The 13,049-nt window shown below is 72.0% G+C and carries 10 protein-coding genes; 6 read left to right on the top strand and 4 right to left on the bottom strand.

All coding sequences use genetic code 11. The features are described from left to right. Window positions 1-105 precede the first annotated feature (105 nt). Window positions 106-1,449, bottom strand: a complete 1,344-nt coding sequence (proP, locus tag ABZ719_RS35890) for a glycine betaine/L-proline transporter ProP (RefSeq protein ID WP_366729367.1) — start codon at window positions 1,447-1,449, stop codon at window positions 106-108. Window positions 1,450-2,282: 833 nt separating this feature from the next. Between proP and ABZ719_RS35885 the strand changes: the two genes are divergently transcribed. Then, the gene (locus ABZ719_RS35885; RefSeq protein WP_366729365.1) at window positions 2,283-4,316 is read left to right on the top strand and encodes a bifunctional glycosyltransferase 87/phosphatase PAP2 family protein; all 2,034 of its coding nucleotides are present in this window, start codon (window positions 2,283-2,285) and stop codon (window positions 4,314-4,316) included. A 1-nt stretch (window position 4,317) separates the two neighbouring features. Further along, entirely contained in the window at window positions 4,318-5,904 is a 1,587-nt protein-coding gene (locus ABZ719_RS35880) for a glycosyltransferase family 39 protein (protein ID WP_366729364.1), read from the top strand. Window positions 5,905-5,947: 43 nt separating this feature from the next. On the opposite strand, the gene ABZ719_RS35875 is transcribed toward ABZ719_RS35880, so the two are convergent. After that, entirely contained in the window at window positions 5,948-6,463 is a 516-nt protein-coding gene (locus tag ABZ719_RS35875) for a helix-turn-helix domain-containing protein (protein ID WP_366729366.1), read from the bottom strand. Between the two features lie 293 nt (window positions 6,464-6,756). Between ABZ719_RS35875 and ABZ719_RS35870 the strand changes: the two genes are divergently transcribed. Continuing rightward, window positions 6,757-7,776, top strand: a complete 1,020-nt coding sequence (locus ABZ719_RS35870) for an aldo/keto reductase (protein WP_366729363.1) — start codon at window positions 6,757-6,759, stop codon at window positions 7,774-7,776. 82 nt (window positions 7,777-7,858) lie between these two features. Here ABZ719_RS35870 and ABZ719_RS35865 read toward each other — a convergent pair whose 3' ends face one another. Beyond that, entirely contained in the window at window positions 7,859-8,305 is a 447-nt protein-coding gene (locus ABZ719_RS35865; RefSeq protein WP_366729362.1) for an ATP-binding protein, read from the bottom strand. A gap of 90 nt (window positions 8,306-8,395) precedes the next feature. Here ABZ719_RS35865 and ABZ719_RS35860 point away from each other — a divergent pair, with 90 nt between their 5' ends. From ABZ719_RS35860 to ABZ719_RS35850, 3 genes are read left to right on the top strand one after another with little or no spacing between them, the layout of a single operon-like run. Then, complete coding sequence (locus ABZ719_RS35860; protein WP_366729361.1) at window positions 8,396-9,223, top strand: helix-turn-helix transcriptional regulator; 828 nt, start codon at window positions 8,396-8,398, stop codon at window positions 9,221-9,223. Further along, a complete protein-coding gene (locus tag ABZ719_RS35855; protein ID WP_366729360.1) occupies window positions 9,204-9,464 on the top strand; it encodes a DUF397 domain-containing protein in 261 nt (86 codons plus the stop codon). Before ABZ719_RS35860 ends, ABZ719_RS35855 begins: the two co-directional genes overlap by 20 nt. Beyond that, the gene (locus tag ABZ719_RS35850) at window positions 9,461-10,030 is read left to right on the top strand and encodes an isochorismatase family protein (protein ID WP_366729359.1); all 570 of its coding nucleotides are present in this window, start codon (window positions 9,461-9,463) and stop codon (window positions 10,028-10,030) included. The genes ABZ719_RS35855 and ABZ719_RS35850 overlap by 4 nt, the downstream gene beginning before the upstream one ends. 75 nt (window positions 10,031-10,105) lie before the next feature. Here ABZ719_RS35850 and ABZ719_RS35845 read toward each other — a convergent pair whose 3' ends face one another. Further along, a complete protein-coding gene (locus tag ABZ719_RS35845) occupies window positions 10,106-12,925 on the bottom strand; it encodes a hypothetical protein (protein ID WP_366729358.1) in 2,820 nt (939 codons plus the stop codon). Window positions 12,926-13,049 lie beyond the last annotated feature (124 nt).

Raw genomic sequence — 13,049 nt, 5'->3', positions numbered from 1 at the left:
GCGTCCGGGGTGTGGGGGGGGGGGGGGGGCCGGGGGTGGTGTGGGGGGGGGGGGTCGGTTTGGGGGGGGGCGGGCCCCCGCCGCCCCCACCCCTTCCGGTCCTGGTCAGGACTCCAGCGACGGCGGGGAGCCGGGCAGCGGGCGTCCCGCCGACTCCGTCATGAACCACACGGCCACGCCGCCGATCAGCGACGCAGCCATCATGTAGTAGGCGGGCATCATCATGTTGCCGGTGGCGCCGATCAGCGCCGTGACGACCAGCGGTGTCGTGCCGCCGAACAGCGACACGGAGATGTTGAAGCCGATCGACAGGGAGCCGTAGCGCACCCGGGTCGGGAACAGCGCGGGCAGCGCGGACGGCATCGCCGCGGTGAAGCAGACCAGGAGCAGGCCGAGCGCGGCCATGCCCAGGCCCACCGCCAGCAGGCTGCCCTGGCGGATCAGCAGCAGCGCCGGGATCGACAGGACCAGGAAGCCCGCGCAGCCCGCCGCGATCACCGGACGGCGGCCGACCCGGTCGGTGAGGGCACCGGCGAACGGCTGGACGATCATCATCAGCGCCATCACGGCCAGCACGACCAGCAGACCGTGCGTCTCGTCGTACTTCAGCTGACTGGTCAGGTAGCTCGGCATGTACGACAGCAGCATGTAGTCGGTGACGTTGAAGACCAGCACCAGGCCCATGCACAGCAGCAGCGTCTTCCACTGGCCCGTGACCATCTCGCGCAGCGGAACCTTCGGGCGGCTCGACTCGGCCTTCTCGGCCTGGGCGGCGAACGCCGGGGTCTCCTCCAGGCGCATCCGCAGGTACAGGCCGATGATGCCCATCGGGCCCGCGATCAGGAACGGGATCCGCCAGCCCCAGGACGTCAGGTCGTCCGTGGACAGCAGGGCCGTCATCAGGGTCACCAGGCCCGCGCCGCCGATGTACCCGGCGAGCGTGCCGAACTCCAGCCAGCTGCCGAGGAAGCCGCGCCGCCGGTCGGGGGCGTACTCGGCGATGAAGGTGGAGGCGCCGGCGTACTCCCCGCCGGTCGAGAAGCCCTGCACCAGCCGGGCGGCCAGCAGCAGGATGGGGGCGCCGACGCCGATCGTCCCGTACGACGGGATCAGGCCGATGGCGAAGGTGCCCGCGGCCATCATGATCATGGTGACGGCCAGCACCTTCTGGCGGCCGATCCGGTCGCCGAGGGGGCCGAAGACCATGCCGCCGAGCGGGCGGACCAGGAAGGCCGCGGCGAAGGCGCCGAAGGTGGAGAGCAGCTGTGCCGTGGGGTTGCCGGACGGGAAGAAGACCTTGCCCAGGGTCACCGCGATGTAGCTGTAGACACCGAAGTCGAACCACTCCATGGCGTTGCCCAGCGCGGCGGCCTTCACGGCGCGCCGGACGAGTGCCGGGTCCGTGACGGTGGCGTGGGAGCGGTCGGAGCGTTTCTTGGTGAGGGACACGGAACGGGGCGCGGTGACGGTGGCAGCCGACAAGGCTTCGCTCGCCTACCTTTCGACGGGGGCAGGGACACGGCCCACGCGGCAGCGCTGTCGGCGGACCGAACCGGCCCGCGCCGAACGCGGACCGAAACCGGCCCGCACAGGGACGGACCGACACCGGTCCGCACAGGGACGGACCGAAACCGGCCCGCGCGGATGACGGACCGAGGCGGTCCGCGCGGATGCGGGACCGGAACCGGTCCGCGCGGATGCGGGACCGGAACCGGTCCGCGCCGGGCGCGAACCGAGCGGCCCGTGGCGTCACGGACCGGATGGGACGGTCCTCCGTCCGGATGGCCGGAAAGTGACCACCGCGGCGGGCCAGAAATCGACCATACGACCGGTTGGTCCCTTCACGTATCGTGAGCACACAGATGCGCAGTGCAGCTAAATGCGCGATACGCAGGTACGTATGCCCGCCGTCGGCCGCCACGCACGTGCCCGCGCTGTGATCCTTGTCGCGTCGCACGGCCGCCGGCGCACGCTTTCCCGCCGCCGGGAGGGCTCGCGCGCGCCCCACGGCCCCCCGCGGACGCTCCCCACGCTTCCGGGGCGCCTCGCTGAACCACCCGCCGGACACCCTCCGTCACCGACGATCGCGCCCTCGGGGCCCGCCGCCGTCCGGCGACCGGCGCGTTCCGGGCGGGGGGAGCGCGCCGGAGGCAGGGGGAAACCGGCGCACAGGGGGCCTTTTCACGCCGGGTCGCGCGCCCCATAGGGTTCGTACCGGGACAGAACCAAAAGATCCCGGACGTGTGGGACGTGGAACGAGCGGGGCGGGAGGCCGACGGGGCGTGGCGGATACGGAGCGCAGTGGCGGACCGAGGGCGGCCTACCCGGGTGCGGCGGCTGCCGCCGCCCCGGCCGGAGCGCGGATGCGGGCGGCCCGCCTGGGGCTCTGGCTGACCGCCGGGCTCCTCGCGGCACGGCAGGTGGCCGCCGTCCTCGCCACCCCCCGCGGGGAACGGCTGACGGCCCTGGAGACGTGGGCAGGGCCGGGCGGCGTCCTGCACGTCAACGGGTCGCTGTACGACTCGGCCCGGTTCACCGGCACCCCTTTCAGCGGTCTCGTCCTCAAGCCGCTGACGAAGGCCGCCGAGGACGCACTCGGCTGGAGCTGGATCTTCGGCACCCTCCTGCTCGTCGTCGCCCTCGGTCTGATCGCCGCCCGCGCGCTGCCCCAGCCGGCCGGGCGCCGCGCCTCGCTGACGGCCGCCCCCGTCGCCATCAGCCTGCTCATGCTGTCGCTGCCGGTGCGCGACGCGTTCTGGCTCGGCCAGACCGGCGTCACCCCGGTCCTGCTGGTGCTGCTCGGCCTCTTCGTGGTGCGCGGGCAGCGGGCCTGCGGCGTCCTGGTCGGTCTGGCCGCCGCCCTCCAGCCCACGGTGCTGCTGTTCGTGCCCCTGCTGTGGTGCACCGACGGCCGACGGGCCGCCGCCGTCACCGGCGGCACCTTCGCCGCGGGCACCGCCCTCGCCTGGGCGGCCATGCCGCACGACTCCGCCACGTACTGGATCCACCACATCGCCGGCACGGGCCTGGGCGGCCGGGCCGACGGCCTGGCCAACCAGTCCCTGCACGGCGCGCTGCTGCGCCTCGGCCTGACCGGACCGCTGGAGATCGGCCTCTTCCTGGCGCTGGGCGCGGCTGTCGCCGTCCTCGCGCTGCGCCGGGCGGTGCGCTACGCCCGTGACGGCCAGCTGCTGCTCGCGGTCGCCGTCACCGGCTGCGCCGCCATCGCCGTGTCGCCCACCGCCTGGCAGCACCAGCTGCTGTGGGTGCTGCTCGCGATCGTGGGCCGGGCCGGACGGCGCGCCTCGGACCGGTACGTCTGGCCGGTCACGGTGGTCCTCGTGATGACCCTGCCGGCGAAGATGCTGCTGCCGGACATGCCGGTCCTGCACCTGGTGCGGGAGAACACGGTCCTGGTGGCCGCGCTGGCGGCGGCGACCTCGGTGCCGTTCCTGTCCCGGGCCTCGGACCACTACCGTGCCCCGGTCCCCACCCGCTACGCGGCCCCGGGCCCGGCCCGGTTCCGGCACGTGCCGCTCGTCCCGTTCCTGCGCCGGGTGCTGACCCGCCCCAGCCTCCTGCTGGAACTCCTCCTGATCCGCGTCACCTACGCCGCCTACTCCCAGGTGCGGCTGGCCGCCCGCGGCAGCCGCGCCACCGCCGAGCACCACGGCCACCAGATCCACTCCCTCGAGCACGCCCTGCACATCGACGTCGAGCACTGGGTGAACCACACGACGGTCCGGCTGCCCTGGCTGGACCACTTCCTCAGCTACTACTACGAGACGTTTCACTTCGTCGTGCCCATGGCGGTCCTCGCCGTGCTCTACGTCCGGCGGCCGGTGGACTACCGGTGGGCGCGCACCGCCCTGGGCGGTGCCACGCTGTTCGGCCTGCTCGGCTTCTGGCTCTACCCGCTGGCCCCGCCCCGGCTCATGCCGGGCCTCGGCTTCATCGACACGGTGCACGGCGCCCAGGACTTCGCGAAGCCGGACTACGGTGCGATGACCGCGCTCACCAACCAGTACGCCGCGATGCCGTCGCTGCACTTCGGCTGGTCGCTGTGGTGCGGTCTGGTGATCGCCGTCGTCGCGCCGAGGTGGTGGATGAAGGCCCTCGGGCTGCTGCACCCGCTGTTCACGGTCTCCGCGATCGTGGGCACCGCCAACCACTGGGTGCTCGACGCGGTGGGCGGGGCCGCCGTGGTCGGCGCGGGCTTCGCCCTGACCTACCTGCTGTCGGGCCCCCGCGCGGCGGCGGAGCCCCGCCCGGCCCGGGCCGCCGAGGAGCCGAGACCCGCACCGGTCGGGAGCTGACATGGCGGGGCAGGGGGGCCGCCGGGCCGCGCGCGCGTCCGCCGCCCTCGTGCCCGCCCTCGTGCCCGCCGCGCTCGCCGTGGCCCTGGGCCTGTGGGGGATCGGCCGGCAGGACAGCATGTGGCGCGACGAGTCCGTCACCTACCAGGTGGCCCACCGTTCGACGGGTGAGCTGAGGCATCTGCTGGGCCACATCGACGCGGTGCACGGCCTGTACTACCTCCTCATGCACGCGCTGTTCGCCCTCTGGGACGGCGGTCCGCTCGCCCTGCGGCTGCCCTCGGTGCTGGCGACGGCGGTGGCGGCGGCGGGTGTCGGGGTCACCGGCGCGCGGCTGGCGGGCCGCCGGACCGGTGTCCTGGCCGGTCTGGTCTTCGTCCTGCTCCCGGTGACCCAGCAGTACGCGCAGGAGGGCCGGTCCTACGCGCTGGTCACCGCGGCGGTCACCTGGGCCACGTACCTCTTCGTGCGCGGCACCGGCTCGGCGCGCCGCCGCTGGTGGGCGGGGTACGCGGCGGTCCTGGCCCTGGCCTGCCGGCTGCACGAGTTCGCCGTCCTCGCCCTCGCGGCCCACGCCCTGACGCTGTGGCGGCTGCGGGTGCCGCGCCGGGTGCTGCACCGCTGGGCGGTCGCGTCGGCCGCCGTGCTCGCCGCGCTGCTGCCCCTGGCCGTCGTGAGCGCCCGCCAGGCGGACCGGCAACTGGGCTGGCTGGGCCGCCCGAGCACCGGCCAGTGGCTCGCGTACGGGGCCGTCGCGGCGGTCTGCGCCCTGCTGGCCCGGCTGCTGCTGCCGCGCGGCCCGGTCCGTGCCGGCGGGGACGGCGGGATCACCCGGGATGGCGGCGGCCGGGACGGCGAGGGCATCCGGGATGACGGGGACGGCGGGGACGAGGCTGACGGCGGGGATCACGGGGACAGCGGGCGCCGGACCCTCGTGTGGCTGGGCCTGTGGCTCGCGGTGGCCCCGGCCGGGCTGCTGATGACGGTCTCCCTCGCCGAACCCCTGTACCTCGACCGGTACGTGATCTACGGCATGACGGGCGCCGCCCTGCTCGCGGGCGCGGCCCTGGACCGTGCGCTCGCCGCCCGTTTCCGGGTCGCCCCGGCCGTCCGGGTCCCGGCGGCCTGCCTGGCGGCCGTCACGGCGGTGGCCGTCCTGCTGCCCTGGTCGCTGTCGGTCCGCTCCCCGCAGAGCCGCAAGGACGACGTGGTCGCCGTCTCCCGCGCGGTCCGGGATCTCGCCCGCCCCGGGGACGCCGTCCTGTTCCTGCCCGCCCGGCGCCGCGAGTGGCTGCTCTCCCGACCCCGCCTCTACGCCGGTCTGGACGACCTCGCCCTGGCCGGGTCGCCCGCGGCCTCGGGCACCCTGGAGGGCACCGAACTGCCCGCCGCGACGATCCGGCGGCGCCTCCTCGCGGCCTGCCGGGTCGTCGCCCTCGCCGACCCGGCAGGACAGCCCCTGGACCCCTACCCGCAGGAGGCCGTCAAACGGGACGTCCTGCGCCGCCGCTTCGAGGTCTGCGCCCGCACCCGCGTCCACGGCGCCCAGGTGATCCTCTACGCCCCCGCCGGCCGCTGCGCCCGCTGAGACGGGCCGCCCGGACCCTGCGGCGGCCCGGACCTCCCCCCGCTCAGTCGGCCCGCCGCAGCCCCCTGACCAGGAGCTGGGCCAGACGGCGTGCGTCGTAGCGGGGGTCGTTCTCCGCGCCGATGCAGAGGTTGCCGACGCCGCGCATCAGCTCGTAGGGCGCCACGCCGGGGCTGATCTCGCCGGCGGCCACCGCCGCGTCGAGCAGCTCGCCGCAGACCGGGACGAGGCGGTCGAGGAAGTAGGCGTGCAGCGTCTCGAACCCGGCGTCGTCGGACTGGAGCGCGGCGGCCAGGCCGTGCTTGGTGACCAGGAAGTCGACGAAGAGGTCGATCCACCGCGCCAGCGCGGCATGCGGGCTCGCGCCGCCCTCCAGCAGGGCGGGGCCCGCCTCGGCGCAGGCCTCCACCTGGTGCCGGTAGACGGCGACGATGAGGTCCGCCCGGGTGGGGAAGTGACGGTAGATGGTGCCCATGCCGACACCGGCCTTCGCCGCGATGTCACGGACCGGCGCCTCCACGCCCGACGTGACGAAGACCGCGGCCGCCGCGTCGAGCAGGGTCTCCTTGTTGCGCCGCGCGTCCGCCCGCTTGGCCCGCTCGCCCCCGGAGGCCGCGCCCGCCGCAGCCGAGCCACCCCGGCCCGCGCCCGCGGCGCCCCCCGTCCCCTCGTCGCTGTCCTTCACCGTGCCGTGTCCTTCCCTGCCGGGATTGCGGGTTGCCAAAGCGGAACGTTGTTCCGTATCGTTCGTCAGGGCTTACCGGAGCGTCGTTCCGTTTGTTCATGATGCCAGAACGGCGACCCTCCGGCCACCCCTGCCCGCCCCCGCTCCCCTCCCGGAGGAACCAGCTCATGCAGTACCGCACCCTCGGCCGTACCGGCGTCCAGGTCAGCTCCCTCGCGCTCGGCGCGATGAACTTCGGCCCCATCGGCCGCACCACCCAGGAGGAGGCCACCGCCCTCGTCGACGCCGCCCTCGACGCGGGGATCAACCTCATCGACACCGCCGACATGTACGGCGACGGCGAGTCGGAGGAGATGGTCGGCAAGGCCATCGCCGGCCGCCGCGACGACATCGTGCTCGCCACCAAGGCGGGCATGCCGATGGGCGACGAGCGCAACCACCGCGGCGGCTCCCGCCGCTGGCTGGTCACCGCACTGGAGGACAGCCTGCGCCGCCTCGGTGTCGACCACGTCGACCTCTACCAGCTCCACCGCTGGGACCCGGCCACCGGCGACGAGGAGACCCTTTCGGCCCTGACCGACCTGCAACGCGCCGGGAAGATCCGCTACTTCGGCTCCTCCACCTTCCCCGCCCACCGCATCGTGCAGGCCCAGTGGGCCGCCCGTGAGCACCGCCTGAGCCGCTACGTCACCGAACAGCCCAGCTACTCCCTGCTCCAGCGCGGCATCGAGGCCCACGTCCTGCCCGTCACCGAGGAGTACGGCCTCGGCGTACTGGCGTGGAGCCCGCTGGCCTCCGGCTGGCTGTCGGGCGCCGTCCGCGCGGGCCGCGACATCACCACCCACCGCTCCGGCCTCCTGCCGGACCGCTTCGACCTGAGCGTCCCCGCCAACCAGGCCCGCCTCGACGCGGTCGAGAAGCTCGCCCGGGTCGCCGACGAGGCCGGACTGACGATGATCCAGCTCGCCCTCGGCTTCGTGACCGCCCACCCCGCCGTGACCAGCGCCCTCATCGGCCCCCGCACCCTGGACCACCTGCGCGCGCAGCTCGCCGCCGCGGACACGGTGCTGCCCGCCGACCTCCTCGACGCCGTCGACGAGATCGTCGCCCCCGGCACCGACCTCGCCCCGCACGAGAAGTTCGACACCCCGCCGTCCCTGCTGGACGCCTCGCTGCGGCGCCGCTGACCGGACCGGCCGGGGCGGCCGCGCCCGGACGGGCGCGGCCGCCCCCGGACGTGCGGCCCCTGCGACGCGCGGATCCGGCGGTTCAGTCACTGAGGTGAGTGAGGCGGTGGGGCGCGGGACCGCATTCGAACCACAGGGTCTTGCCGCCCTGCCGCATCCGCTCCACCCCCCACTTGTCCACCACCGCGTCGAGCAGCAGCAGGCCGCGCCCGCCCTCCGAGTCCGGCGACAAGTCCCCCGGCGTCGCGGGCAGTTCGGACGAGCTGTCCGTGACCTCCGCCCTGATCCCGGCCGCCTGCCGCAGCAACAGCAGCGTGCAGCGGCGGTCCGGGACGTGCCGTACGACGTTGGCGACCAGCTCGGTCACGGCCAGCTCCACGGCGTCGGCCAGCTCGGCGAGGTCCCATTCGGCCAGGTACGAGCGGACGATACGGCGGATGTGCCGCGCCGAGTGCTCACCGGCGGTGAAGGTCATGCGGTACTGGGCGGGGCGGGGACCGGCCAGGACCGAGGGGAAGTAATCGTTCACGGGACGAGACTGACGTGCTGTCACTACGCTGTGCCACGGAACGGACACAACGGGTCCGCCCGTGGGCGTCCCGTGGAAAGGGGACCGCGCGTGACCAACATCAATGTCCTCGACCCGGGGGCTTCGCCGCTGGACTACTACGGCTACGAACTGCGGCGGCTGCGGGAGGCCGCGGGCCTGACCCAGCGGCAGTTGGGGGAGATCGTCAACTACACGGCGTCCCTGGTGGGACAGGTGGAGACGGCACGGAAGCTGCCGACCGCCGAGTTCAGCGAGCGGGTGGACGCGGCGCTGGGAACGGGCGGGACGCTGTCCCGGCTCGTCGCGCTGGTGATGAGGAGCCAGCTTCCGGCTTGGTTCCAGCAGGTGGCGGAGCTGGAGACGCGGGCGGTGAGGATCCATACCTTTCACACACACTTGGTGCACGGGCTGCTGCAGACGAAAGCGTATGCGAGTGCCGTCCTCGGCGCCCTGGATGAGACTGACCTGGAGGACCGCACGGCCGTACGCCTGGCGCGGCAGTGCATCTTCGAGAAGGCTGAACCGCCAGTGCTCTGGGCGGTAGTCGGCGAAGCCGTTCTGCATCAGAAGATCGGTGATGAGGCCACCATGCGGGAGCAGCTTGCTCACCTGCTGACCTTTTCACGCAATCCGCGGATCAACGTGCAGGTGTTGCCTTTCTCGGCCGGAGCCCACGCGGGTTTGCAGGGCTCATTCGACCTCTTCCACTTCGCCAACGACCCCGACATCCTCTACACAGAGGGCTATGGGACTGGACACCCAACCGCCAACCCAGACACCGTCAAAGACTGCTCACTCCGTTACGATCACCTCCAAGCCGCCGCTCTCTCCGTGAAGGACTCGGCGGAGCTGATCCGGCGCGTGATGGAGGACCGCTATGGAGAGCAACTGGCGTAAGTCCAGCTACAGCAGCGACCAGGGCGGCAACTGCGTGGAGTGCGCGCCGCTCGGGTCCCTGGCCTGGCGCAAGTCCACGTACAGCGGCGACCAGGGCGGCTCGTGCGTGGAGATCGCCGGCACCCCCTGCGCCTCCGTCGCCGTACGCGACTCGAAGGTGGCCGCCGGACCGGTGCTCACCTTCCGGCCCGGGGCGTTCACCGGCTTCGTGGGCTGGGTCTCGGAGGCGGGGCAGCGATGACCACGCTCCAGAACCGGCCCGGCACCGCAGTGATCGTCGTCGACGTCCAGGTGGACGTCGTCAAGGAGGCCCACGCCCGGGACGCGGTCGTCGCGAACATCGCGGCCCTGGTCGAGCGAGCCCGGAGGGAAGGCGTGCCCGTCGTGTGGGTGCAGCACTCCGACGACAACCTGGTGAAGGACAGCGACGGCTGGCGGATCGTCCCGGAGCTGACGCCGGCGGAGGGGGAACCCCTCGTCCACAAGAACTACGGCGACTCCTTCGAGGACACCACCCTGGAGTCCGTGCTGTCTGACCTCGGCGTCGGCCGGCTCTTCGTGGCCGGCGCGGCGACCGACGCCTGCATCCGCTCGACCCTGCACGGCGCGTTCGTGCGGGGGTACGACACGGTTCTGGTCGGCGATGCCCACACCACGCAGGACCTGACGCGCTGGGGCGCCCCGCCCGCGGACCAGGTGATCACCCACACCAACCTGTACTGGAGCCACCAGGCGGCACCGGGCCGCACGGGCGGGACGGTCAACAGCACGGACGTGGACTTCGGGGGCGCCACTGGCCGGGAGTGACCGCTCACGCGATCACTCCCGGCCAGGCGGCACCGGTGCCCAGGCCCCCCTCGCTGCGATCGGAGGGCGCCCGGGTCAGAAGATGCCGGTGATGGTGGTGTCCCAGCTACTGGTGCCCACGAGTTTCGGTTTGCGCAGGGTGGTGGCAGTTCCGGGATAGAAGAGCAGGCAGCCGGTGGGGCATGTGGTGGTCTGCTCGGTGCCGCTGCTGTCGGCGTAGCTGACGGTGTAGTTCGGGTCGGCCGGTGTCGTCGCCCAGACGTCGCCGTAGGCTTCTCCGGTGGTGGGCTGGTACTGGTGGTAGGTGATGTCGGAGCCCGCGTCGGGGTCGCTGTAGGTGCCGGTGGTCACGGTTCCCTGGACGTTGCCCGGTGAGGCGAGATGCGGACGCCGGTCCCAGCCGCTTGCCCCGTACAGGACTCGGGTGCCGAGGGAGTAGGTTCCGTCGGTGATGCGGCCGGGGTAGAGGAAGAGTTCACCGGTTTCGGGATTGCGGGCGATCAGGTCCTGGACGCCGTCGCCGTTCTGGTCCCCGAGGGCGAGGTTGGTGTAGTCCTTCCAGCCGCGGGTGCCGATGACGGTGCGGTTGTTGAGGTCGAACGGCTCGGTCTGGTCCTGTCCTCCGCCGCCGATGGTGTTGCCGGTGTACAGGTAGAGCTGGGCGTCGGTGCAGGTATCGGTGGTGCACTCGATGGTGATGAGGTCGTTGCCCTTTTCGTGGCCTGGTGTGTTGTTCTGGTCGATGTCCCCGGGTGTGACGATCTGACGGATGCGGCGCCAGTCGGGGGCGTTGTCGATATTGGGGTGCACGAGTTCGGTTCGCGTGTCGTAGGCGGGCCGGCCGAGGCCGTCGCCGCCGTAGACGTAGAGCTTGTTGTCGCTCAGACGGACGACGAAGTCCTCGTACCCGTCCGGTGCGGTGCCTGGGCCGGTGAAGCCGCGGAGGTCGCCGCGGTGGGCGATGAGGGCGTTGCTCCAGCCGCCGGTTCCGACGATGTCGGCGGGGGAGACCTTGCCGGTGCCGTCGCCCGCGTAGAGGCGCAGCTTTCCGGTGTTGTCGATGGCGATCATGTCGGTGTGGCCGTCGCCCGTGAGGTCACCGGGCAGGTCGGTGTGTGCCAGAGGGCCGGTGCCGGGCTTCTGGCCGGGGGCGTAGACGAAGTCGGAGGGGGTGGTGCTGAGAATGACGGCGTCGCTGGCCCGGTCGTAGGGGGAGTGGTTGCCGGCCTTGTCGTAGGCGAGAACGTGCAGGGTGCTGTTCGGGGTGCCGCTGGGGGTGATGGTGACGCGCGCGCTGTGGTGATCGGCGCCGACGTCGATCCAGTTGCCGTTGGAGCAGCGGGTGCTGGAGACGGAGATGTACTGGTCGGTGTTCCAGCAGAAGCCTGCGAGGTCGTTCGCGGTGTTGCTGAGCTGCAGTTGGACGGGCTTGCGCGCGGTGTAGGTGTCGGTGGCCTCGTCTGCCGGAGTGCCGTCGGTGTTGGTGATCCTGACGGCGTCGGTCGGGCCGATGCGGTCGACGCTGAAACTGCAGGGTGCGGTGTAGCTGCTGGTGGTGTTCTCGTCGTCCTTGGCACGGACTTGCCAGGTGTAGGACCCGTTGGTGAGTTTGGAAGCTGCCACAGTGACCGAGGCGGTCTGGCCGGTGGAGACCTTGTCAGTGGCCGATGCGACTGTCGCTCCTGAAGAGTTGGCCACGGAGAACTCGCCGCTGACCTTCCCGCCGTCCTTGTCGGTGAGCTTCGCGGTCAGGACGATGCCGCTGTTGCCGATCAGGCCTTTGCACGGGACCGCCTTGTTGCCGTCGCCGCCGGGACTCCAGGTGCCTTCGTAGGAGTGGTGGTCGTCGACGGTGGGCTTGAAGTTGTAGGTGATCGCCAGGGCGGGGTTGTTGGTGAAGCGCTTGTAGCTGTCGTGATCACCTTCGTGGCTGCTCTCGGCCCGGAGGCCGAAGGTGAGTGCGCTCCAGCCGTTGTCGGCCGCCTTCTGGACGTAGTCGGTCAGTGCCGCCGAGTGGTAGTCGTGGCCGAGGGTGCCGGGGCAGTAGGTGGGGTTGCCGTGGGCGTAGGAGGCGGAGTCGAGTTTGTCCGCCCAGCTCGGCTGACTGTTCCAGGTGGGGGTGGTGTCGATACTGCCGGTGGACCACAGTTCGGTCGGCCCGGCGAGCGAGGCGTCACAGCCCCAGGAGTGGGTTTCGACTACGGCGAAGTTGGTCTTGAGGATGTCGGCGCCCGCCAGACCCTTGGTGTCCATCGCGAAGAACGAGCGTGTCCGGCCGGTGCCGTTGAAACCGACCCGCGGCTCGTCACTGGGGTTGTCGGAGTTCCATCCGGAGCCGTTGGGGTAGTCGGCGCCGGGGGTGGCGGAGTACACCACAGCCCACTTCTGGCGCTTGCCGCCGGAGAAGGGAGGTTCCACCACGAGCGGGAACTGATCGGCGGTGGCGAGCAGAGTGGGATCCGGTGTCAGAGTCAGCGTGTCGCCGGACACCTCGACGCCCACGGGGGCGGAACTCGGCAGATCCCCGGCGCCCGACGCGGTGAGCGCCTTCTTCGAGACGGTGGCGGAGGGGGCCGGCTGCTCCCACATTCTGGGACGCAGGGCGCTGAAGACGACATTTCCGTCCGCGTCGGTGGCGGTCAGGCTGCCGGTACCGGCGTCCGTGAGAGTGACCCCGACGGTGCTGACACCGAGTTTGATGCTCTGCACGGCTGGGTCGGCCGCGGCTTGCGGCGTGTTGATGATCAGGTCTTCCGAGAACCCGTCGACCTCGGCGATGACCTTGAGGTCGACGCCCGGCAGGACCGACTTGTACAGGGCGGAGTCACCGTCCAGGACAGGTTGCGGCAGCGCGGTGGGCCAGGACAGGGACAGCCGCTTGTCGTCTTTGACCATGGAGGCCAGGGGGGTGGTGCCGCCTCCTGAGAGGTCGTTTTCTCCCGATGTTTTATCCCGGAATGGGTGTTTGATCCTGGGGTGTCGGGTCGCGCCAGGAGATCGTGTTCTCGCCGGTGAGGCG

It is taken from the genome of Streptomyces sp. NPDC006743, assembly GCF_040703815.1.
Lineage (GTDB): Bacteria > Actinomycetota > Actinomycetes > Streptomycetales > Streptomycetaceae > Streptomyces.
Note: the sequence above shows the minus strand (reverse complement) of the source record. Positions and strands in the feature narration are given on the sequence as shown.